The organism is Streptomyces similanensis, assembly GCF_039543625.1.
GTDB lineage: Bacteria > Actinomycetota > Actinomycetes > Streptomycetales > Streptomycetaceae > Streptomyces > Streptomyces similanensis.
In genome coordinates this window covers 92,424-113,879 of sequence record NZ_BAABKC010000141.1, presented here as the reverse complement: position 1 = coordinate 113,879, position 21,456 = coordinate 92,424, and the positions used below count along the sequence as shown (strand labels likewise).

General features: G+C 73.1%; 20 protein-coding genes and 1 riboswitch. Of the genes, 10 read left to right on the top strand and 10 right to left on the bottom strand.

Translation table 11 applies throughout. From position 1 onward, the window contains the following. The 3 genes from ABEB07_RS37530 to ABEB07_RS37520 form a co-directional block, all read right to left on the bottom strand. Positions 1-707, bottom strand: a 707-nt coding sequence (locus tag ABEB07_RS37530) for an NADH-quinone oxidoreductase subunit C (protein WP_345672525.1), incomplete at its 3' end; no start/stop codon positions are given. Further along, positions 704-1,369: an NADH-quinone oxidoreductase subunit B gene (locus tag ABEB07_RS37525; protein WP_345672524.1), complete on the bottom strand. Its 666-nt coding sequence runs from the start codon at positions 1,367-1,369 to the stop codon at positions 704-706. The genes ABEB07_RS37530 and ABEB07_RS37525, both read right to left, overlap by 4 nt. Then, positions 1,360-1,764, bottom strand: coding sequence for an NADH-quinone oxidoreductase subunit A (locus ABEB07_RS37520; protein ID WP_345672536.1), 405 nt, complete (start codon positions 1,762-1,764; stop codon positions 1,360-1,362). The genes ABEB07_RS37525 and ABEB07_RS37520 overlap by 10 nt, the downstream gene beginning before the upstream one ends. Positions 1,765-1,981: 217 nt before the next feature. Between ABEB07_RS37520 and ABEB07_RS37515 the strand changes: the two genes are divergently transcribed. The 5 genes from ABEB07_RS37515 (at position 1,982) to ABEB07_RS37495 (ending at position 9,203) form a co-directional block, all read left to right on the top strand. Next, positions 1,982-3,253 (top strand): sensor histidine kinase, encoded by a 1,272-nt coding sequence (locus ABEB07_RS37515; protein ID WP_176150107.1) that lies wholly within the window; start codon positions 1,982-1,984, stop codon positions 3,251-3,253. Between the two features lie 225 nt (positions 3,254-3,478). Next, positions 3,479-4,894 carry a sensor histidine kinase gene (locus ABEB07_RS37510; RefSeq protein ID WP_345672523.1) on the top strand — a complete coding sequence of 472 codons (1,416 nt, stop codon included), beginning with the start codon at positions 3,479-3,481 and terminating at the stop codon, positions 4,892-4,894. Positions 4,895-5,252: 358 nt separating this feature from the next. After that, complete coding sequence (locus tag ABEB07_RS37505; RefSeq protein ID WP_343235818.1) at positions 5,253-5,912, top strand: response regulator transcription factor; 660 nt, start codon at positions 5,253-5,255, stop codon at positions 5,910-5,912. 254 nt (positions 5,913-6,166) lie between these two features. Beyond that, positions 6,167-8,095 (top strand): 2-oxoacid:acceptor oxidoreductase subunit alpha, encoded by a 1,929-nt coding sequence (locus ABEB07_RS37500; RefSeq protein ID WP_345672522.1) that lies wholly within the window; start codon positions 6,167-6,169, stop codon positions 8,093-8,095. Continuing rightward, a complete protein-coding gene (locus ABEB07_RS37495; RefSeq protein WP_425589145.1) occupies positions 8,088-9,203 on the top strand; it encodes a 2-oxoacid:ferredoxin oxidoreductase subunit beta in 1,116 nt (371 codons plus the stop codon). Before ABEB07_RS37500 ends, ABEB07_RS37495 begins: the two co-directional genes overlap by 8 nt. 91 nt (positions 9,204-9,294) lie before the next feature. Here ABEB07_RS37495 and ABEB07_RS37490 read toward each other — a convergent pair whose 3' ends face one another. Next, a complete protein-coding gene (locus ABEB07_RS37490) occupies positions 9,295-9,720 on the bottom strand; it encodes a winged helix-turn-helix transcriptional regulator (RefSeq protein ID WP_176150104.1) in 426 nt (141 codons plus the stop codon). A 91-nt stretch (positions 9,721-9,811) separates the two neighbouring features. On the opposite strand from ABEB07_RS37490, the gene ABEB07_RS37485 reads away from it, so the two are divergent. The 3 genes from ABEB07_RS37485 (at position 9,812) to ABEB07_RS37475 (ending at position 12,417) form a co-directional block, all read left to right on the top strand. After that, on the top strand, positions 9,812-10,666 hold the full coding sequence (locus ABEB07_RS37485; protein ID WP_164585965.1) for an SDR family oxidoreductase: 855 nt from the start codon (positions 9,812-9,814) through the stop codon (positions 10,664-10,666). A gap of 241 nt (positions 10,667-10,907) precedes the next feature. Next, positions 10,908-11,888, top strand: coding sequence for an EamA family transporter RarD (rarD, locus tag ABEB07_RS37480; protein WP_425589146.1), 981 nt, complete (start codon positions 10,908-10,910; stop codon positions 11,886-11,888). 40 nt (positions 11,889-11,928) lie between these two features. Beyond that, positions 11,929-12,417: a VOC family protein gene (locus ABEB07_RS37475; protein ID WP_345672520.1), complete on the top strand. Its 489-nt coding sequence runs from the start codon at positions 11,929-11,931 to the stop codon at positions 12,415-12,417. A 33-nt stretch (positions 12,418-12,450) separates the two neighbouring features. Here the strand turns inward: ABEB07_RS37475 and ABEB07_RS37470 are convergent, their stop codons facing one another. Continuing rightward, a complete protein-coding gene (locus tag ABEB07_RS37470) occupies positions 12,451-13,794 on the bottom strand; it encodes a tetratricopeptide repeat protein (RefSeq protein ID WP_345672519.1) in 1,344 nt (447 codons plus the stop codon). Positions 13,795-13,970: 176 nt separating this feature from the next. Between ABEB07_RS37470 and ABEB07_RS37465 the strand changes: the two genes are divergently transcribed. Beyond that, positions 13,971-14,576, top strand: a complete 606-nt coding sequence (locus tag ABEB07_RS37465; RefSeq protein ID WP_425589144.1) for a DUF6668 family protein — start codon at positions 13,971-13,973, stop codon at positions 14,574-14,576. 31 nt (positions 14,577-14,607) lie between these two features. Here ABEB07_RS37465 and ABEB07_RS37460 read toward each other — a convergent pair whose 3' ends face one another. From ABEB07_RS37460 to ABEB07_RS37445, 4 genes are all read right to left on the bottom strand, one after another. Then, positions 14,608-15,555: an ABC transporter permease gene (locus tag ABEB07_RS37460; RefSeq protein ID WP_345672518.1), complete on the bottom strand. Its 948-nt coding sequence runs from the start codon at positions 15,553-15,555 to the stop codon at positions 14,608-14,610. Next, positions 15,542-16,495: an ABC transporter ATP-binding protein gene (locus tag ABEB07_RS37455; RefSeq protein WP_345672533.1), complete on the bottom strand. Its 954-nt coding sequence runs from the start codon at positions 16,493-16,495 to the stop codon at positions 15,542-15,544. Before ABEB07_RS37455 ends, ABEB07_RS37460 begins: the two co-directional genes overlap by 14 nt. A 138-nt stretch (positions 16,496-16,633) precedes the next feature. Beyond that, complete coding sequence (locus tag ABEB07_RS37450; RefSeq protein WP_345672517.1) at positions 16,634-17,899, bottom strand: LolA family protein; 1,266 nt, start codon at positions 17,897-17,899, stop codon at positions 16,634-16,636. A gap of 250 nt (positions 17,900-18,149) precedes the next feature. Then, entirely contained in the window at positions 18,150-19,160 is a 1,011-nt protein-coding gene (locus ABEB07_RS37445) for a polyprenyl synthetase family protein (RefSeq protein WP_345672516.1), read from the bottom strand. Between the two features lie 593 nt (positions 19,161-19,753). After that, positions 19,754-19,944: riboswitch (cyclic di-AMP (ydaO/yuaA leader) on the top strand. 5 nt (positions 19,945-19,949) lie between these two features. Between ABEB07_RS37445 and ABEB07_RS37440 the strand changes: the two genes are divergently transcribed. Further along, the gene (locus ABEB07_RS37440; protein WP_345672515.1) at positions 19,950-20,429 is read left to right on the top strand and encodes a transglycosylase SLT domain-containing protein; all 480 of its coding nucleotides are present in this window, start codon (positions 19,950-19,952) and stop codon (positions 20,427-20,429) included. Positions 20,430-20,468: 39 nt separating this feature from the next. Here the strand turns inward: ABEB07_RS37440 and ABEB07_RS37435 are convergent, their stop codons facing one another. After that, positions 20,469-21,281 carry an HAD family hydrolase gene (locus ABEB07_RS37435; protein ID WP_345672514.1) on the bottom strand — a complete coding sequence of 271 codons (813 nt, stop codon included), beginning with the start codon at positions 21,279-21,281 and terminating at the stop codon, positions 20,469-20,471. Positions 21,282-21,456 lie beyond the last annotated feature (175 nt).

Here is a 21,456-nt window from a genome sequence, read left to right as displayed (position 1 = left end):
GCCGCGGCGGCGCCGGCCGCCGGAGTCTGGCCGGCGGAGCCTTCGGCGGCCGTACGGGTGCGGCGTACCGGACGGTCGGCGGCCGCGCGGGCCGGGCGGTCGGCGGCGGCGCGGGCCGGGCGGGCCGGGGCGGCCGGGACCCGGCCCTTCATGGGGCCCCACTCGTTGGGGTCGGGCACGCCCGGCGGCAGCATCTGGCGGCGCTTGGGTCCGCCGTGCTCGGACTCGCCCGGCTCCTTCGCGCCCGGCCAGGCCTTGGCGACCCGGGCGGCCAGGACGAAGTCCTTGCGCAGGGGGTGGCCCTCGAAGTTCTCCGGGAGGAGCAGGTGGTCGAGCCCCGGGTGGTCGGTGAAGCCGACGCCGAACATCTCGTGGGTCTCGCGCTCGTGCCAGCCGGCGCCCGCGTACACCTCCACCGCGGTGGGCAGGACGGGCGCGTCGTGCGGGACCGTGGTGCGCACCAGCAGCCGCCGCACCGGGGCGAGGGCGACGACGTGGGCCGAGACGCGGAAGCCCGTGCCGGGCTCGTCGACCGCGCTCAGCCAGTCGAAGTAGGTGCAGCCCAGCTCGTCGCGGGCGGTCAGCAGCGCGGACAGCCACGCCTGCGGCGGTACGTCGACCGTCAGGACCTCGTAGGACTCCTCCGCCGTGGCCGCCGCGCCGAACAGTTCCTCGGTGGGCGCGGGCAGCCAGCCGACACCGGTCATCGCGCGTCCCCTTCGGCCCCGGCGCCGGGGTTCCCAGCGGCCGGCGGCTCGACCAGACCGCTCTGCAGCGCCGCCGTGGAGGGACGCGCCGTGCCGGTCCCGTACCGCTCCCCCAGCGACTCGCGGGCGATCTTCTCCTGGAGCTTCAGGATGCCCTGGAGCAGCGCCTCCGGGCGGGGCGGGCAGCCGGGGACGTAGACGTCCACCGGGATGATCTGGTCGACGCCCTTGGTGACGGAGTACGAGTCCCAGTAGGGGCCGCCGCAGTTGGAGCAGGCGCCGAAGGAGATGACGTACTTCGGCTCGGGCATCTGTTCGTACAGGCGTTTGACCGCCGGAGCCATCTTGTCCGTGACCGTGCCGGAGACCACCATCAGGTCGGCCTGGCGCGGGCCGGGCGCGAACGGGATCACGCCCAGGCGGATGAAGTCGTGGCGGGCCATCGACGCGGCGATGAACTCGATCGCGCAGCAGGCGAGGCCGAAGTTGAAGACCCAGAGCGAGTAGCGGCGGCCCCAGTTCAGGACGACCTTCATCGGCTCGGGGGCCAGCCGGGAGAGCACGCCCAGCCGCTTCGGCTCGGGCAGCGCGACGGGCTCCGTACGGCTCGCGTCCGTCCGGTTCGCGTCCGTGGGGTTCACGTCCGTGGGGTTCACGTCCATGCCAGGACGCCCTTCTTGTATGCGTACAGCAGGCCCACGGTCAGAAAGCCCAGGAAGACGAACATCTCCACGAGCGTCGCCGCGCCGTAGCCGGGGTCGGCGAAGACCGTCGCCCAGGGGAACAGGAAGATCGAGTCGACGGCGAAGATCACGTACAGGAACGCGTAGACGTAGTAGCGGACCTGGGTGTGGGCCCAGCCCTCGCCCACCGGGTCGACGCCGCACTCGTAGGTCAGGAGCTTCTCGGGCGTGGGCACCACCGGCCGCAGCAGCCGCCCCGCGCCGAACGCCACGGCGACGAACAGCACACCGACGACGGCGAGCAGCCCGGCGACCGAGTAGGAGTGGAAGTAGTCCGCCGCGACGACGGCCGACCCCCGCACCGTCTCCGGCATCGTCTCAGGCACCGTCAGTCCCTCGCTCCCTGGCCTCGTGATGTCCGTGATGTGCATGTCGCGCGTTCCGTGATCCGTACGCACGGGAGTCTAGGCCCTGATAAAGAGCGGGTAAGCAGCCCGTCACAGGGTGGGACGCGGGGTGGGGTTATCCCCCGCCGGACCAGGGCGGCCGACCTCATGGCGCGGGGGCGCGCCGCGCGGCACGCTAGCCCGTATGACCGCACCTATCTCCTCCGCCGCCGGCCCGGCGGCGTCCGGCGCAGGGGCCCGGGGCCTGGGCCGGCCCGACCGGGACCAGGGCCAGGACCGGCTGCCGCCGGTCCGCTTCGCCTACGACCTGCCCACCTGGAAGGAGATCACGCATCTCCTGGCGAACCTGCCGGTGTCGCTGTTCGGCTTCCTGTACGTGATGTGCGTGCTGTTCACCGGCGGTCTGCTGACCGTGACCGTGATCGGTTTCCCGCTGCTGGCGACCGGGCTCGCGGGGGCGCGGCAGCTGGGCCGGATGGAGCGGGCGCGGGCGCGCAAGCTGCTCGGGCTGCGGATCGAGGAGCCGAGCCGGCTGCCGCCGGCCCGTACGCAGGGCCGGCTCAACCGGCTGTGGCTGATGCTGAAGGACCCGGTGGGCTGGCGCACGGTCCTGTACGACTTCATCCGGCTGCCCTGGGGCATCCTCACCTTCTGCGTCACCCTGACGTCCCTGTTCGTGCTGTGGCCGGTGCTGCCCTTCATCGCGCGCGGGCTGACGAACGTGGACCGGGCGATGGTGCGCGCCCTGCTGTCGCCCTCCGACGAGCTGGAGCGGCGGATCGCGGAGCTGGAGTCGGACCGCGGGGTGGTGGTGGACACGGCCGCCGCCGACCTGCGGCGCATCGAGCGGGACCTGCACGACGGCGCGCAGGCCCGGCTGGTCAATCTGGCCATGGGGCTGGGGCTGGCCAAGGAGAAGCTGCTGGAGGGGCAGTCCGACGAGCTGGTGGCCGCGATGGTCGCCGAGGCGCACGGCGAGGTGAAGCTGGCCCTCCAGGAGCTGCGCGACCTGGCCCGCGGGATCCACCCGGCGGTGCTGACCGACCGCGGTCTGGACGCCGCCCTGTCGTCGGTGGCCTCGCGCTGCACGGTGCCGGTGAAGGTGACGGCGGACCTGTCCGAGCGCCCGGCCGAGGCCATCGAGGGCATCGCCTACTTCACGGTCTCCGAGCTGTTGCAGAACGTCAGCAAGCACAGCGGGGCGAAGTCGGCGTCGGTGGAGGTGTGGCGGTCGGGCGACCGGCTGCTGGTCCAGGTGCGGGACGACGGCCAGGGCGGTGCGCGGCTGGACGGCGGGTCGGGCATGCGGGGTCTCGCGGAGCGGCTGGGCGCGGTCGACGGGCTGTTCCTCGTCGACTCGCCCGAGGGCGGTCCGACCGCCGTCACGGCGGAGCTGCCGTGGCGGGACCGCTCGGCCGGCCCCGGCGCCGAGCCGGGCTCCGCCCGCAGGGGGTAGGGAAAACCCCCCGGCCAAGACGCCGACGCGCTCCATGGCCCCGCGACCTGCGGCCGAGGAGGCTGGAGGTAGAGCGGGACGACCACCGCCGCGACGCACCACGCACGCGGCACACCAGGCGCACGCAGCACACCAGGCGCACGCGGCACACCAGGCGCACGCGGCTCACAGGACACATACGGCTCACGCGGCACACGCGGCTCATGAGGGGAACGGACGACGTCGATGGCCACCCAGTACGGAACGCAGTTCGGGCAGGGAGAGGGGCACGGACCCGGGTCCGGGTACGAGCCCTTCGGCGGGCCCGGCCTCCACGGCCGGGGCGACGACCGGGGCGACCACCGGGGCGACGACCGCCGCCGGCATCTGCTGCCCGCGGGGCTGCGGGCGCCGGTCGAGGCGCGCAGCTGGCGGGAGCTGGGCTATGTGCTGCTGAGCCTGCCGATCGGCATCATGCTGTTCACCTACGCCGTCACCATGGTGTCGCTGGGCGCCGGCCTGCTGGTGACGTTCCTCGGCATCCCGGTCCTGGCGGCGGCGCTGGCCGGCTGCCGGCTCTTCGGCTCGCTGGAGCGGGCGCGGGCGCGCGCGCTGCTGGGCCTGGACGTGCGGGAGCCGGAGCCGCTGCGGACGACCGGCGGGGGCGTGCTGGCCTGGACGGGGTCGGTGCTCAGGAGCGGCGCGTCCTGGCGGGCCGTGCTCTACGCGCTGGTGCAGTTCCCGTGGGCGGTGTTCTCCTTCGTGGTCGCCGTGGTCTTCTGGACGGTGGGGTGGTCGTTCCTGACGTACCCGCTGTGGTTCTGGGTCTTCCCGACGTGGGCCGGGCGCGGCGGCATCCAGCTCTACGGCGACGCCCACCACAGCGTCTACCTCGACAACCCGTTCGAGATCACGATGACCGCGCTGGTGGGGCTGCTGCTGACGCTGGCCACGCCGTGGATCGTGCGGGCGCTGACGACGGTGGACCGGGTGCTGGTGTACGGGCTGCTGGGGCCGTCGCGGCTGTCGGCGCGGGTGGTGGAGCTGGAGTCGGACCGGGGGGTCGTGGTGGACACGGCCGCGGCCGATCTGCGGCGCATCGAACGGGACCTGCACGACGGCGCGCAGGCGCGGCTGGTGGCGCTGGCGATGGATCTCGGGCTGGCGAAGGAGAAGCTGGCCGAGGACCCGCGGGCGGCGGCGCGGATGGTGGACGAGGCGCACGGCGAGGTGAAGACGGCGCTCCAGGAGCTGCGCGACCTGGCCCGCGGGATCCACCCGGCGGTGCTGACCGACCGCGGTCTGGACGCGGCGCTGTCGGCGGTGGCCTCGCGGTGCACGGTGCCGGTGCGGGTGGAGGTGGATCTCGCCCAGCGGCCGGCTCCGGCGATCGAGGGCATCGCGTACTTCACGGTCTCCGAGCTGTTGCAGAACATCAGCAAGCACAGCGGGGCCCGGTCCGCGACGGTGGACGTGTGGCGCTCCGAGGACCGGCTGATGCTCCAGGTCGCCGACGACGGGATCGGGGGCGCGGACGCCGCCGCCGGGTCGGGGCTCGCGGGGCTGGCCGAGCGGCTGGACGCGGTGGACGGGATCCTGCTGGTGGACTCGCCGGCCGGCGGCCCCACCCGGGTGACGGCGGAGCTGCCCTGGCGGCGCTGAACCCCTACGGGTTCCCGGGAGCGGTACGCGGCGCGGGCGGCGGGAGCGGTACGCGGCGCGGGCAACGGGACGAAGACATGGGGCGCACCGGATCGGATCCGGTGCGCCCCTGAGGCGTGACCCTCTCAAGCCCCCGAGAGGTTGAGCCCCGCGTCCCGGACAAAGCCCTCGACTTCCCTGCTCCGGGCGTGCCGCGGCCCGGAGGCTGGAATGCTGGACCCTGTGCCGCCGTCCGTGCGGACGGCCGTGCGCCCGGGCTGTACGGGGCGGTACGGGCCGGTAAAGGGCTGGACGAGGTTGTACGAAGTTGTACGAGGCAGTACGAGGCTGTGGGGGGCCGAAGATCGTGGAGGACAGGGTGCGGGTGGTCATCGCCGAGGACTCGGTGCTGCTGAGGGAGGGGCTGACCCGGTTGCTGACCGACCGGGGGCATGATGTCGTGGCCGGTGTGGGTGACGCCGAGGCGCTGATCAAGACCGTCACCGAGCTGCACGACGCGGGCGAGCTGCCCGACGTCGTCGTCGCGGACGTGCGGATGCCGCCGACGCACACCGACGAGGGCGTGCGGGCGGCGGTGCGGCTGCGCAAGGCCCACCCGGAGCTGGGCGTGCTGGTGCTCTCGCAGTACGTCGAGGAGCGGTACGCCACCGAGCTGCTGGCCGGCTCCAGCCGCGGGGTGGGCTACCTGCTCAAGGACCGGGTCGCCGAGGTGCGGGAGTTCGTGGACGCGGTGGTCCGGGTGGCCCGCGGCGGCACCGCGCTGGACCCGGAGGTGGTCGCCCAGCTGCTCGGACGCAGCCGCAAGCAGGACGTGCTGGCCAATCTGACGCCGCGCGAGCGCGAGGTGCTCGGGCTGATGGCCGAGGGGCGGACCAACTCGGCGATCGCCCGGCAGCTGGTGGTGAGCGACGGCGCGGTGGAGAAGCACGTCAGCAACATCTTCCTGAAACTGGGCCTGTCGCCGAGTGACGGGGATCACCGGCGTGTTCTCGCCGTCCTCACCTATCTGAACTCGTGACCGGTTGACACTGTGTCAGTAACGGGTGGTGTCGAGCCGTGCGCGAGCGCGGCGGGAGGGCGGGCACGGAGCATGGCGAAGGAGGTCCGGCGGGCCGGCACGGAGTGACACGGCAGGGCATCGGGACGGCCCCCGCGGGCGCGTCCAGCATGCGAACCGTGCCGGGAAGGCGCAACAGACGGTCGTAGGGTTGACACCGGGAACGGTCTTCGCGAAGGCCGGTTCCACAGCCGCCTCGAAGGAGGTCCAGTTCAGTGACCAGCCAGGTCAGCAGTCCAACGGAGCAGGCCGACGGAGCCGTCCTAGGAGAGCAGCGCGGGGCGGCCGGAGCGAAGGACGTCCGCCGACTGGAGCGGGTGATCATCCGCTTCGCGGGTGACTCGGGTGACGGCATGCAGCTCACGGGCGACCGGTTCACCTCGGAGACGGCGTCCTTCGGCAACGACCTGTCGACGCTGCCGAACTTCCCGGCCGAGATCCGCGCCCCCGCCGGCACCCTGCCGGGCGTCTCCTCCTTCCAGCTGCACTTCGCCGACCACGACATCCTGACCCCCGGCGACGCGCCCAACGTGCTGGTCGCGATGAACCCGGCCGCCCTGAAGGCGAACATCGGCGACCTGCCGCGCGGTGCGGAGATCATCGTCAACACCGACGAGTTCACCAAGCGCGCCATGCAGAAGGTCGGCTACGCGGCGTCCCCGCTGGAGGACGGCTCGCTGGACGGCTACCAGCTGCACCCGGTGCCGCTGACCACGCTGACCGTCGAGGCGCTCAAGGAGTTCGACCTCTCCCGCAAGGAGGCCGAGCGCAGCAAGAACATGTTCGCCCTGGGGCTGCTGTCGTGGATGTACCACCGGCCGACCGAGGGCACCGAGAAGTTCCTGAGGAGCAAGTTCGCCAAGAAGCCGGAGATCGCGGCGGCGAACATCGCCGCGTTCCGGGCGGGCTGGAACTTCGGCGAGACGACCGAGGACTTCGCCGTCTCCTACGAGGTGGCCCCGGCCGCGCAGGCCTTCCCGGTCGGCACCTACCGCAACATCTCCGGCAACCTCGCCCTGTCCTACGGCCTGGTGGCGGCCTCCCGGCAGGCGGACCTGCCGCTGTACCTGGGCTCGTACCCGATCACGCCGGCCTCGGACATCCTGCACGAGCTGTCCAAGCACAAGAACTTCGGCGTGCGCACCTTCCAGGCCGAGGACGAGATCGCCGGGATCGGCGCGGCGCTGGGGGCCGCCTTCGGCGGTTCGCTGGCGGTGACGACGACGAGCGGCCCGGGCGTGGCGCTGAAGTCGGAGACCATCGGCCTGGCCGTGTCGCTGGAACTGCCGCTGCTGATCGTCGACATCCAGCGCGGCGGCCCCTCCACCGGGCTGCCGACCAAGACCGAGCAGGCCGACCTGCTCCAGGCGATGTTCGGCCGCAACGGCGAGGCGCCGGTGCCGGTGGTCGCGCCGCGCACCCCCGCCGACTGCTTCGACGCGGCCCTGGAGGCGGCCCGGATCGCGCTGACCTACCGCACGCCGGTCTTCCTGCTGTCCGACGGCTACCTGGCCAACGGCTCCGAGCCCTGGCGGATCCCGGAGCCGGCCGAACTGCCCGACCTGACCGTGCGGTTCGCGGCCGGCCCCAATCACACCCTCGCCGACGGCACCGAGGTGTTCTGGCCCTACAAGCGGGACGCCAGGACGCTGGCCCGCCCGTGGGCGGTGCCGGGCACGCCGGGCCTGGAGCACCGCATCGGTGGCATCGAGAAGCAGGACGGCACGGGCAACATCTCCTACGACCCGGCCAACCACGACTTCATGGTCCGCACCCGTCAGGCCAAGGTGGACGGCATCGAGGTCCCGGACGTCGAGGTGGACGACCCGGACGGCGCCCGCACGCTGGTGCTGGGCTGGGGATCGACGTACGGGCCGATCACGGCGGCGGTGCGCCGGCTGCGGGCGGGCGGCGAGGCGATCGCGCAGGCCCATCTGCGCCACCTCAACCCGTTCCCGAAGAACCTGGGCACGGTCCTCGAACGCTACGACAAGGTCGTCATCCCCGAGATGAACCTCGGGCAGCTCGCCACCCTGGTCCGGGCGAAGTACCTGGTGGACGCCCACTCCTACAACCAGGTCAACGGGATGCCGTTCAAGGCCGAACAGCTCGCCACGGCTCTCAAGGAGGCCATCGATGGCTGAGACGTCCACCCCATCCGCCCCGCCCGCCCCGTCCATCGCGTCCTCCCCCGGCGCGGACACCGTCCAGGCGCTCTCCCTGGTGCCCAAGGCCGAGGCCCGGCAGTCCATGAAGGACTTCAAGTCCGACCAGGAAGTGCGCTGGTGTCCGGGCTGCGGCGACTACGCCATCCTCGCCGCCGTGCAGGGCTTCATGCCGGAGCTGGGGCTGGCCCGGGAGAACATCGTCTTCGTCTCCGGCATCGGCTGCTCCTCCCGCTTCCCGTACTACCTGAACACCTATGGGATGCACTCCATCCACGGCCGGGCGCCGGCCATCGCGACGGGCCTGGCGACCTCGCGGCGCGATCTGAGCGTGTGGGTGGTCACCGGTGACGGCGACGCGCTGTCGATCGGCGGCAACCACCTCATCCACGCGCTGCGCCGCAACGTCAACCTCAAGATCCTGCTGTTCAACAACCGGATCTACGGCCTGACCAAGGGGCAGTACTCCCCGACCTCCGAGCTGGGCAAGGTCACCAAGTCGACGCCGATGGGCTCGCTGGACGCGCCGTTCAACCCGGTCTCCCTCGCGCTGGGCGCGGAGGCGTCCTTCGTGGCGCGGACCATCGACTCCGACCGCAAGCACCTGACCGAGGTGCTGCGCCAGGCCGCCGCCCATCCCGGCACCGCGCTCATCGAGATCTACCAGAACTGCAACATCTTCAACGACGGCGCCTTCGACGCCCTGAAGGACAAGCAGCGCGCCGAGGAGGCGCTGATCCGCCTCGAACACGGGCAGCCGATCCGGTTCGGGCCCGACGGCAGCCGCGGTGTCGTGCGCGACGTGCGCACCGGCGACCTGGAGGTCGTCACCGTGACGCCCGAGAACGAGGCCGACCTCCTCGTCCACGACGCCCACGCCGCCTCCCCGACCACCGCGTTCGCGCTGTCCCGGCTGGCCGACCCGGACACCCTGCACCAGACCCCGATCGGCGTCCTGCGCTCCGTCGAACGCCCGGTCTACGACACGCTGATGGCCGACCAGCTCGACACCGCGGTCGAGCAGCGCGGCAAGGGCGACCTGGCCGCCCTGCTGGCCGGCGGCGACACCTGGACGGTCGTCGGCTGACGGGACGTACGGCTCACCGCTGTGGACGTACGGCGCACCGCTGCGGGCGGGCGGTGCGCTGACGTGCGCCGGGTCCGCCGTGCGCGGTTCGTCAGGCCCGGGCGCTGTGCGCGGCCCGGGCCTCGTCGTACGCCTGGCGGGCCTGTTCGACGTCCGCCATGCGGTGCTCGGTCCACCGGGCGAGGGTGCGCACCTGTTCGGCGGCCTCGCGGCCGAGGCCGGTGAGGGAGTAGTCGACGCGCGGCGGGATCACCGGCTTGGCGTCCCGGTGCACCAGACCGTCGCGTTCCAGGGTCTGCAGCGTCTGGGTCAGCATCTTCTCGCTGACCTGCCGGCCGCTCGTCCGCCCGATCGCGCGGCGCAGCTCGCTGAAGCGGTGCGGGCGGTCGAGCAGTTCGATCAGGACGAGCACGCCCCAGCGGCTGGTGACGTGCTCCAGGACCAGCCGGTACGGGCACAGCGCCGGGTCGGCGCTCTTTCGCGCGGCTCCCGCCGCCTCCTCTGTGCTTACTGCCATGCCCGTACCTTACTTCAAAGTGGGTACTTACCAACAGTTAGTGCACCTCCTAAGGTGAGTGTCAGAAGCCACCCCTCAAGGAGATTCAGCCATGAGCATCGTCGTCACCGGAGCCACCGGACACCTCGGCCGCCTCGTCGTGGAACAGCTGCTGGAGAAGGTTCCGGCCGACCAGGTCACCGCCGTGGTCCGCACCCCCGAGAAGGCCGCCGACCTCGCCGAGCGCGGTGTGCGCATCGCGGTCGCCGACTACAACGCGCCCGAGAGCTACGCCGGCCTGTTCGCGGCCGGCGACAAGGTGCTGCTGGTCTCGGGCAACGAGTTCGACAAGGGCCGCGTCCAGCAGCACAAGGTGGTCATCGACGCCGCCAAGGCCGCCGGCGTCGCGCTGCTCGCCTACACCAGCGCCCCCGGCAGCCTGACCGCCGCCCTCGCCGACGACCACCGCGGCACCGAGGAGGTGCTGCTCGCCTCGGGGCTGCCGTACACGCTGCTGCGCAACGGCTGGTACCACGAGAACTACACCGAGAGCCTCGCCCCGGTGCTGGAGCACGGCGCCGTCGTGCACGCGGCGGGCGCGGGCCGGCTCTCCTCCGCCTCGCGCGCGGACTACGCCGCGGCGGCCGTCGCGGTGCTCACCGGCGAGGGGCACGAGAACCGGACGTACGAGCTGGGCGGGGACGAGGCGTGGGGCTTCGCCGAGTACGCCGCCGAGCTGAGCCGGCAGACCGGCCGGGAGATCGCCAACCGGCAGGTGAGCGTCGCGGAGTACCAGGGCGTGCTGACCGGCGCCGGGGTGCCCGAGCCGGTGGCCGCGATCATCGCGGCCGTGGACGCCTCCATCGAGAAGGGCGAGCTGGTGGTCGACAGCGGCGATCTGTCCCGGCTGACCGGCCGTCCCACCACTCCCCTCGCCGACGCGATCGCCGCCGGCCTCAAGGGCTGAGCCGCCCGGCGCGGCGCACGGACTCCACGGCCCGGTCCGCGGCCCCGTCTGATGCGCGACCCCCGCCTGTCATGACCGTATGGCGATACGGGCATGACAGGCGGGGGCGTCCGGCGTTACCTTCTTGCTTGCCGCAGGGGCGCAGCCGGGCGAGAGGGCCGGGCGAGAAGGAGGGGCCGTGACCGAGAAGTCGCGCGGCGAGAAGCGCACAGGACTGGTGAACGGCTTCGCGGCCTACGGGATGTGGGGCCTGGTGCCCCTGTTCTGGCCGCTGCTGAAGCCCGCGGGGGCGGCGGAGATCCTCGCGCACCGGATGGTGTGGTCGCTCGCCTTCGTGATCGTGGCCCTGCTCGCCGTACGGCGCTGGGCGTGGGCCGGGGAACTGCTGCGCCAACCACGCAAGCTCGGGCTGGTCGTGGTCGCCGCCGCGGTGATCACCGTCAACTGGGGCGTCTACATATGGGCCGTCAACAGCGGCCATGTGGTCGAGGCGTCCCTCGGCTACTTCATCAACCCGCTGGTCACCATCGCGATGGGCGTGCTCCTCCTGAAGGAGCGGCTGCGGCCCGTGCAGTGGGCGGCGGTCGCCACCGGCGCGGCCTCCGTGCTGGTGCTCGCCGTCGGCTACGGCCAGCCGCCGTGGATCTCGCTGTGCCTCGCCTTCTCCTTCGCCACGTACGGCCTGGTGAAGAAGAAGGTCAACCTGGGCGGTGTCGAGTCGCTGGCCGCCGAGACGGCGGTGCAGTTCCTGCCCGCGCTCGGCTATCTGCTGTGGCTGGGCGCGCACGGCGAGGCGACGTTCGCGACCGAGGGCGCCGGGCACGCGGCGCTGCTCGCCTCGACCGGCGTGGTCACCGCGCTGCCGCTGGTCTGCTTCGGCGCCGCCGCGATCCGGGTGCCGCTGTCCACGCTGGGCCTGTTGCAGTACCTCGCCCCGGTCTTCCAGTTCGTGCTGGGCGTCGTCTACTTCCACGAGTCGATGCCGCCCGCGCGGTGGGCGGGCTTCGCCCTGGTCTGGCTGGCCCTGTCGCTGCTGACCTGGGACGGCCTGCGCACGGCCCACCGCTCGGCCCGGCTCAGGGCGGAGGCGACGGCGCGGGCGCGGAGCGCCGCGGCCGGAGTCGGCGGGGCGGTCGGGGCCGCCGGGCCCGCCGAGACGGCGGTGGAGGCGGCCGGGGCGGTGGGCGCTCCCCGGTCCGGCACCGATTCCGTGGAGGCGTAGGCCGCCGGGGCCGGACTATAACCGGACTATAAAGGGTCACATGACACAGACGCCCGCGACGCCCGACGCCCCCGCGCCCGCACCGGTGCACTGGAAGCTCGTCATCGACGCCGCCGACCCGCACGCCCAGGCCGACTTCTGGGCCGCCGCGCTGCACTACGAGGTCGAGGACAACAGCGCGTTCATCGAGCGGCTGCTGGAACTCGGCACGCTGCCGGGCGCGGCCACCGTCGAGTTCCACGGCCGCCCGGCCTTCCGGGACCTGATCGGCGTACGGCATCCCGAGGACCCGTACGACCTGGAGCGGGGTACGGGGCTCGGGCGGCGGCTGCTGTTCCAGCGGGTGCCGGAGCCGAAGTCCGGCAAGAACCGGCTCCACCTCGACCTGCATCCCGGCGAGGAGCGGCGGGCCGGGGAACTGGAGCGGCTGGAGGGGCTCGGGGCGAGCGTGCTGCGGCGCGTGACGGAGCCGGCCGGGGAGTGGGTGGTGCTGGCGGACCCGGAGGGCAACGAGTTCTGCCTCCACTGAGGCGGGCGGCCGGCCGGTGTCCGCCGGTCCGGGTCAGTCCGTCGGCTCGGTCGCCTGTTTGCGGGCCCGTTCGGTGAGGCGGTCCATGCGGGCGCGGGCGGACTCCAGTTCGTCCGGGTCCTCGGTGGCCGGGCCGCCCGCCGCGAGGAGTTCGCTCCACAGTCCGATCAGTTCGCGGCCCAGGGCGAGGCCCTGCTCCGGATCGCGGACCGCGCGCCAGGCCGTGGCCGCGCTGCGTACGTTGCCGTAGGCGCCCTCGTCGTCGCCGGTGCGGCGGTGGACGCCGGCCAGGTCGAGCGAGAGCCGGAAGGCGTGCAGCGGGTCACCGGCCAGGTAGGCGATGTAGGCCGACAGTTCGCGCAGCCGCAGCACCTCGGGGTGGTCGGGGCCGAGCGTGCCGGAGGCTTCCGCGACGGCGTCGGCGGCGAGGGACGCCGCCTCCTCGATCCGGCCCGCCCGCACCGCCTCGTTGACCCGCTCCAGGGGTTCGGCGAGCAGGACGACGCCGCTCTCGCCCCCGGCGTCCCTCGGGTCCTCGCCGAGCACCGCCTCGGCCACGGCGTCGAAGCCGCGGGGCGGGGTGTACTTGGAGTCGGGGTCGAGGTCGAGGTAGGCCGCGGGGTCGACGAGGGCCTTGGCCGGGCGGGGTGAGCGCGCGGCAGGGAGGGCGGCCGGCTCGGGTGCGGCGGGAGCCTGCGGGGTTGCGGGGGCCTGCGGGGTGCCGGGGACTCCGGGGGCCTGCGGGGTTGCGGGGACACCGGGGGCCTCGGGTGAGGCGGGGGCCATCACCGGCGGCGGGCCGAACTGTCCCAGGGGAGCGGGCTCGGCGGCAGCGGGCGGGAACGCCGGCTCGGGGCCCCGCGCCGGCTGCGGCACCTTCCGCAGCACGTGCGTGGCCCGGTCCTCGGGCGACTGCCCGTCCCGGGGCGGCTTGCGCAGGCGGACGGCGCCGCTCGGGCGGGGCGCGGCCGGCAGCGCGGGGGCGGGGGCGGGCACGGGCGCGGGGACCGTGCGCAGGGGCTCGGCGGTGAAGGCGCTGGAGCCGTCGCCGCTGACCTGGAGGGGGACGACGTAGCCGATGCGTTCGTCGGTGACCGTGGCGAGGACGGGCCGGCCGGTGGCGAGGGCGATGCGGTGCAGGTGGTTCAGGACGGCCTGCTGGATCTCCTCGCCGGGGCCCGGCTGGATCCGTACGCCGTCGACCGAGGCCCAGGCCCGCGCGCCGGGCCCGGCCGCCTGCCCGGAGCCGATCCCGTCCGCGGACCCGGAGCCGGCTCCGTCCGCGGGCACGTGGACGGCGATCGGCGCCGCCACGGACACCGCCGCGCGTGCGGCGCGCTTGTCTTCCCGCTTCTTCTCGCGGCTCAGTCGAGACATCGTCTTCCTCACTCGGATGCGAGCCATCCGGCCCTGCGCGTACTGTCGAGTCTCTCCGCTCGCCTGCGCTTCCCAGGTCACCGCGACGTCACAGACTCGCACCAGGAACCGCGTCCCCGTGACCTGGGTAACGTTCCGAGCGCGACGATCATCGGGATGACGAGGGGGGAACGGGCGTGCGAAGTGGCGTGCGGCAAGGACCGGAGATATGGATCCGCGGGCCGGTGGCCGACGCCCACGCCCACCCGGGCGCCCGTCCCGGCACCGGGAACGCGACCGGCGCCGTCGCCGACGCCGTCACCGGCGCACCGGAACGAGTGCCCGCTCACGCCGCCGGCATGCCCGCGGGCGTGCCGTCCGCGCTGGCCCGGCGCTACTCCTGGGTGGCCACGCACGGCGGCGCCGGCGCGACCACGCTCGCGGCGGTGTACGGGGGCCACGACTGCGGGCGGGACTGGCCCGGGGCGGCCGCGCCGCGCTCGGTGCTGCTGGTCGCGCGGACGCACGCGGCCGGACTCGACGCGGCGGTACGGGCCGTCGAAACGTTCCGCCGGGGCGGGGCGCCGGCCGGACTGGACCTGGACGCCGTGGTGCTCGTGGCGGACGCGCCGGGGCGGCTGCCGCGGCAGCTCGCCCAGCGGGTGCGGCCGATCGAGGCCGTCATCGACGTCTACCGCGTCCCGTGGGTGCCCGACTGGCGTCTCGGCGACCTGAGCGGCCGCCCGCCGCGCGAGGCCGAACCGCTGGCCCGCCTCACCGGCGCGGCGGGCCGCCGCGGCTGACGCCCCGTCGCGGTTCCGCCGCCGCACGGGACTACGCCGTGATGTCCTTGGTCGTGAACCGGGCCCAGGCCGCCGAGCCGAACACCGCCGCGTACAGCGCCTGGAGTTCCAGGTTCTTCACCAGGCCGTCCCAGTAGACCGGCTCGCGCATGAGGTCGGCGAAGGACAGCCAGTAGTGCGGGAAGAGGTACGGCTGGATCGTGTGCAACTGCGGTACCTGTTCGAGGATCTGGGCGGTGATCAGCAGGCCCACGGTGGTCGCCATCGCCGCGACGCCGCTGCTGGTCAGCGTCGAGACGAACAGGCCGAGGGCGGCGAGGCCGGTCAGCGACGCGGCGACGACGAGGGCGATCAGCAGCGCCCGGCCCAGCCCCTCGGCGAAACCGATCCGCGTGCCGGAGATGGTGGTCAGGTCGCCGAGCGGGAAGAGCAGCGCGCCCATGGCGAGCGCCGAGACGGCGACGACGAGCGTGGCGACAAGGCAGAAGGCCAGCACCGTCGCGTACTTGGTGAGCAGCAGGCGGGTCCGGCCGGCCGGGGCGACGAGCAGGTAGCGCAGGGTGCCCGCGCTCGCCTCGCCGGCGATCGCGTCGCCCGCGACCACTCCGACGGCCAGCGGCAGGAACACCGGCAGGGTCGCGGCCAGCGCCGTGAACACGAGGAACAGCCCGTTGTTGGTGATCTGCGCGAGGAACGCCGGGCCCTGGCCGCCGCCGTCCCCGCCGCCGTGCGCCGCCGCCCCGCCCGTCTCGATCCGGACGGCCACCCCGATCAGGACCGGCACGGCGGCCAGCACCGCGAGCAGCGCGAGGGTGCGCCAGCGGCGCAGGGTGGTGAGCAGTTCGTTGCGCAGCAGCCCGAGGCTCCACAGCGGCCGCACGGCCCGTACGGGCGCTGCTTCCCCTGCGGCCCCTACGGCCCCTACGGCCCCTACGGGAGTCTGATCCCCGAGCGCCGCCGTCGTGTCAGCCCGCGACATCGAACCCCTCCCCCGTGAGCGCCACGAACGCGTCCTCCAGCGAGGCCCGTTCGATTACCAGGCCCCGGACCCGGACGCCCGCCGTCACCAGCGCCGCGGTCACCTCGGCGAGGTCGCGCTCCGGCGGCTCGCCGCTCACCCGGTCGCCGTCGGCCGTGACGTCGCCGGCGCCCTGTTCCTTCAGCACCCGGGCGGCCTCCGCCGGGTCGGGCGTGGTCACCACCAGCCGGCCGCGCGCCCCGGCGGCCAGGTCGGCGACCGGGCCCTGGACGACGAGCCGGCCCCGCGCCATGACCGCCGCGTGCGTGCACACCTGCTCGATCTCGTCCAGCAGGTGGGAGGAGAGGAAGACGGTGGTGCCGTCGGAGGCCAGCTCGCGCACCAGGGTGCGGATCTCGCGCATGCCCTGCGGGTCGAGGCCGTTGGTCGGCTCGTCCAGGACCAGCAGTCGGCGCGGCTGGAGCAGGGCGGCGGCCAGGCCAAGGCGCTGCTTCATGCCCAGGGAGTAGGCCCTGGCCTTCTTGCCCGCGGCGGCCGCCAGGCCCACCCGGTCCAGCGCGGCGGCCACCCTGGCCCGCCGGGTGCGGGGGTCGGCGGTCGGGTCGGCGGCGTCCTGGCGCAGCAGGTTGTCGCGGCCGGACAGGAAGCCGTAGAGGGCCGGTCCCTCGATGAGCGCGCCGACGTGCGGGAGCACGGTGCGGGCGTGGCGGGGCATGGGCCGGCCGAGCACCCGCGCCGTGCCGGAGGTGGGCTCGATGAGCCCCATCAGCATGCGGATGGTGGTGGTCTTGCCGGAGCCGTTCGGGCCGAGGAAGCCGAAGACGCTGCCCGCCGGGACGGTCAGGTCGAGACCGTCCACGGCGAGCTGTCCGCCGCGGTAGCGCTTGGTGAGCGCGCGGGTGCGGATGACGCAGTCCTCGCCCGCCTCCTGAGGAGACATCTCGCCCGCCGCCTGGGGAGACGGGGCGTCCTCCGGCGGCGGGGCGGCCTCCGGAGACGAGGCGGGCGGGGGCGTTTCCGTGGCGGCGGCCGCCTCGTCCATCGGCTTCCTCGATTCGGTCGGGCGGCGTCGGCCGGGTCAGTGTGCGGCGTCGGCCGCCTTCACCAGCGCGTCCTTGGTGACCGCGCCGACGTAGACCTTGCCGTCGTCCGTGATCAGGGCGTTGATCAGGCGGGTGGAGAAGACCGTGCCCTTGCCGAACGTGCCGGACACCTTGTCGCCGAACGAGCCGAGGAAGCCGCCGAGGTCACCGCCCGCGGAGGACGACGGGATGCCGCCCTTCTGGCCGGTGTCGTAAGTGGCGATGGAGTTCCAGCCCTTGCCGAGGACCTTCGCGCCGTCCGCGCCGCCGCCCCCGAGCAGACCCGCGCCCGGGCCGAACCCCTGCGGCACGTCGCCGGAGTGCTCCCGCGTCTTGCCGTCCTCGCCCTTCGCGCCCCCGGCGTCCTTGCCCTCGGTGATCTTCGCGCCCTTGGGCGGGGTGAAGTCGAAGGTGTCCGCGGCCGGCTTCGCGAAGCTGATCCGGGTGAAGCCGACGTCCAGGACGGCGGCCCCGCCGCTCGCCGGGGTGAGCGTGAACTTCAGCGGGAGTCCCGTCTTGGCGTCCACCGCGACGCTGATCACGCCGACCGTGGTGCCGGAGGCGTGCTGGGGCTTGACGACCAGCTTGTAGGCGTCCCGCCCGGCCACCTGGGCGGTGCCGTCGACCGTGACCGACGTGGTGTCGTCGACCGCCTTCAGGGCCTGCTCGGCGAAGTCCTTGGGCGTGGCGGGCGTCTGGCCGAGGCCCTGCCGCCCGTGCCGGGCGCCGTCCTGGGCGGCGGTGTCGGCGGTCTCGTGGTAGACCGCGTCGGACTTGCTGTCGTAGCCCCAGACGTCCTCGCCGTTGTGGATCAGGCTGTACTCGGCGGCGCTCTCGATCACCGAGACCTTCTGCCGGTCCGGCCCGTCGGCGGCCACGCGCAGGGTGTGCGTGCCGGAGGCCAGTTCGGTCAGCTTGGCGGACGGGTCGGCGGACGATCCGGAGCCGTCTCCGGCCGCGCCGGAGGTGAGCCCGCTCTCCAGTCCGCCGAGGTCCGGCAGGCCCAGGTCGGTGTTGATCCGCACGGTGCCGGACAGCTGCTCGACGTCCGACTCGGCGATTTTCTGGACGAGTTGCTGTGCGGTGATCTTCGGTAGGTCGGGGTCGCCGGAGTCGGCGAGCGCCGGGACGAGCCCGATGGTCGCCGCCGCCACCCCCACCACCGCGGCCGGTACGGCGTAGCGGGCGGCCTTGCGCCGCCGCGAGTGCGGGACGTCGGTCTCCTCGACGTCCCTGCTGCCGTCGGATTCGTACGGTGCCATGTCTGCCCTACCTCCGTGGTCGGCGGCGGCTGCCCGTCGGTACTGTCCCCACCCTGAGCCGCCATTCTCACCCGAATCGGTGAGGAGTGGTGTGGTCCGTACTTCCATCCGACCAAATCGGCGGCGAAGATACGTCAGCCCGCGGAGGCAACCGCGCATACGACTGGGGTATGACATCCAGGGGCCTCGCCGCCCTGTCCCCTAGGGGACCGGACGACGAGCACCGGGAGGCGGGGGGGTGCGGGCGGCGTCAGCCGGCCCGGTGCACCACCGCGTCGCACAGCTGGAGCAGCGCCGCCTTGGCGTCGCACTCCCGCAGCGGGGCCAGCGCCGCGCGCGCCTCCTCGGCGTAGCGCACGGTGTCCCGGCGGGCCTGTTCGAGGGCCGGGTGGGCGCGCAGCGCGGCCAGCGCCTCGGCGAGCCGGGCGTCGTCGGCGAGGTCGGAGGCGAGCAGTTCGCACAGGGCGACGTCCTCGGCCAGTCCCAGCCGCGCCGCGCGCTCGCGCAGCCGCAGCACGGGCAGGGTCGCGATGCCCTCGCGCAGGTCGGTGCCGGGCGTCTTGCCGGACTCGTGCGAGTCGGAGGCGATGTCCAGGACGTCGTCGGCGAGCTGGAAGGCGACGCCGAGCCGCTCGCCGTACTGCGTCAGCACGTCCACGACCGTCTCGTCGGCACCCGACATCATCGCGCCGAACCGGCAGGAGACGGCGACCAGCGAGCCCGTCTTGCCGGCCAGGACGTCCAAGTAGTGGTCGACCGGGTCCCGGCCGTCCTGGGGTCCCGCGGTCTCCAGGATCTGGCCGGTGACCAGCCGCTCGAACGCCAGGGCCTGTACCCGGACCGCCTCGGGACCGAGGTCGGCGAGGATCTGGGAGGCGCGGGCGAACAGGAAGTCGCCGGTCAGCACCGCGACCGAGTTGGCCCAGCGGGTGTTCGCGCTGGCCACCCCGCGGCGCACCGCGGCCTCGTCCATGACGTCGTCGTGGTAGAGCGTCGCCAGGTGGGTCAGCTCCACGACCACGGCCGAGGGCACGATCCCGGGCGCGTAGGGGTCGCCGAACTGCGCCGCGAGCATGACGAGCAGGGGCCGGAACCGCTTCCCGCCCGCCTTGACGAGGTGCTGCGCGGCCTCCGTGATGAAGGGGACCTCGCTCTTGGTGGCTTCGAGCAACCCTTCCTCGACAGCCGTCAACCCGGCCTGGACATCGGCTTCGACAGCCTGGTCCCGCACGCTCAGCCCGAATGGCCCGACGACGGTCACGAGGTGTCTCCTGTCTGCTGGTGTCTGCTGGCGATTACACGGTTTGTCGATAGGTCGCTGCCATCACTCAAGTCAGCGTATCCGGTCAGGTTTCGATCACCGCCAGTGCCCACCTCTACAGGCCAGGCGGTATCGGATCGCGCCCGATATACATCTCATCGCCAGGTATGAACAGATATATATCGACTCGCTCCTCCCGTACTGCGGTCGCCCTCCCTCGCACACATGCCCACAGGTACACACGTACGCCAGGGCCAGGACGTCACCAGAAGTGACGACCGTCACATACGTGAGTGCCATGGCCCGATTTAACCGTATTGGCATCCCAATTCCGCTTAGCCGTTATTGCCCTCCCGCCCGGCAAACCGTGACTTGAGTCACGCGGGGTCCCCTCACCCCGGCCCGTCGCGACACCCCGCTTTCCCGTTCCCGGCAAGCCAGTTGACTCTTGGCGAATGCAAAGGATCAAGCATCCCAAACGCCCCAGACCAAGGTCAATTAGGACGAGGTGTGGTTTCGGCACTTGTTCTGGACATGTGCTCTCGCATACGTTCCGGGCCAGTCGGGCGGAACGCCGAATCCTGCCGCCGCCCGAATCCAACGAACCGACACCCATGGCAGGAGCGGGGGACCCAGGTAAGTCGCCGGGCCGGAGCGCCGTACGTCGTCCTACGTCGTACGCCGCGCCGGAACGGCTCGGGGTGAAGCCGTGCCCTTCGGGGCGCGGCCGGGCACCTCCCCGCCCGAACCCGACAGCTCACCTCGCAGGCGACGGAGAGGAAGTCCCCCATGGCCGCAAACGGTCAGCGCCGTACCCGTACCGCCCGCATCCTGCGCACCCTCGCCGTCAGCGGCACCGGTGCCGCCGTCCTCGCCGTCCCGCTGATCGGCGCCACCAGCGCCTCCGCGGCCCCGGCCACCACCAAGGCCGTCAGCTCGGTCTCGTACCCGAACAACCTCGACGGCTGGATCCGCGAGTCCCTGGCGATCATGGCCGAGAAGGGCATCCCGGGCTCCTACAACGGCATCCACCGCAACATCATCCGCGAGTCCTCCGGCAACCCGCTGGCCATCAACCTCTGGGACTCCAACGCCGCCAAGGGCATCCCGTCCAAGGGCCTGCTCCAGGTGATCCAGCCGACGTTCAACACGTACCACGTGGCCGGCACGTCGTTCGACATCTACGACCCGGTCGCGAACATCACCGCCGCCTGCAACTACGCCGCGGCGCGCTACGGCTCGATCGACAACGTCTACAGCGCGTACTGACCGAGCCCGGCCGGGCCGCCCCCAGCGGCCCGGCCCGCCTCAGGCGAACAACCGGTCGAGGACGACGGCGATGCCGTCGTCCTCGTTCGACGTGGTGACCTCGTCGGCCACCGCCAGGAGTTCGGGGTGGGCGTTGGCCATGGCGACGCCCCGGGCCGCCCACCGGAACATCGGGATGTCGTTGGGCATGTCGCCGAAGGCGAGGGCGCTCTCCCGGCCGAGCCCGAGGTGCTCAGCGGCCAGCGCGAGACCGGTCGCCTTGGTGATGCCGCACGGCTGGAGCTCCACGGTCCCCGGCCCCGACATGGTGACCGTGGCCAGCGAGTCGACCACGCCCCGGGCCGCCGCCGCCAACTCGTCGTCGCTCAGGGCGGGATGGCGCAGCAGCACCTTGCTGATCGGCGCCCGCCACAGCTCGTCGCGCCGCTCGACCCGCCGGGCGGGCAGGGTCGGGTGCGGCATGCGGTACCCGGGCTCGATCAGGGTCAGCCCGTCCACGCCGTCCTGGTCGACCGCGGCGTACACCTCCCCCACCTCGGCCTCGATCTTGCCGAGCGCGGTCTCGGCCGTCTCCCGGTCCAGGGTGACCGACCACAGCAGCCGGTCCGCCACGGCGTCGTAGAGCTGGGCGCCCTGGCCGCACACCGCCAGCCCCGGCCCGCCGAGGGCCGCCAGCAGCGGCCGCACCCGCGGCGCGGGCCGTCCGGTCACCACGAGGTGCCGGGCGCCGACCGCCGCCGCCCGGGCGAGCGCGGCACGGGAGCGTTCGGACACGGTGTCGTCGCCGCGCAGCAGCGTTCCGTCCAGGTCGGTGGCGATGAGGGCGTACGCGGGGGGAGGGGGAGCGGCCATGATCAGAGAATACGGACCTCCGGCACCCTCGGAACCACCGCGAGCACGCACCCCGGGCGCCCCCGGAACCACCGCGCGCACGGACCCCCTCGCACCGGCCAGCCCCCGCGCGCACGGACCCCCGCGCACCGGCCAACCCCCGCTCGTCCCGGGCGAGATGACCGCATCCGCATAG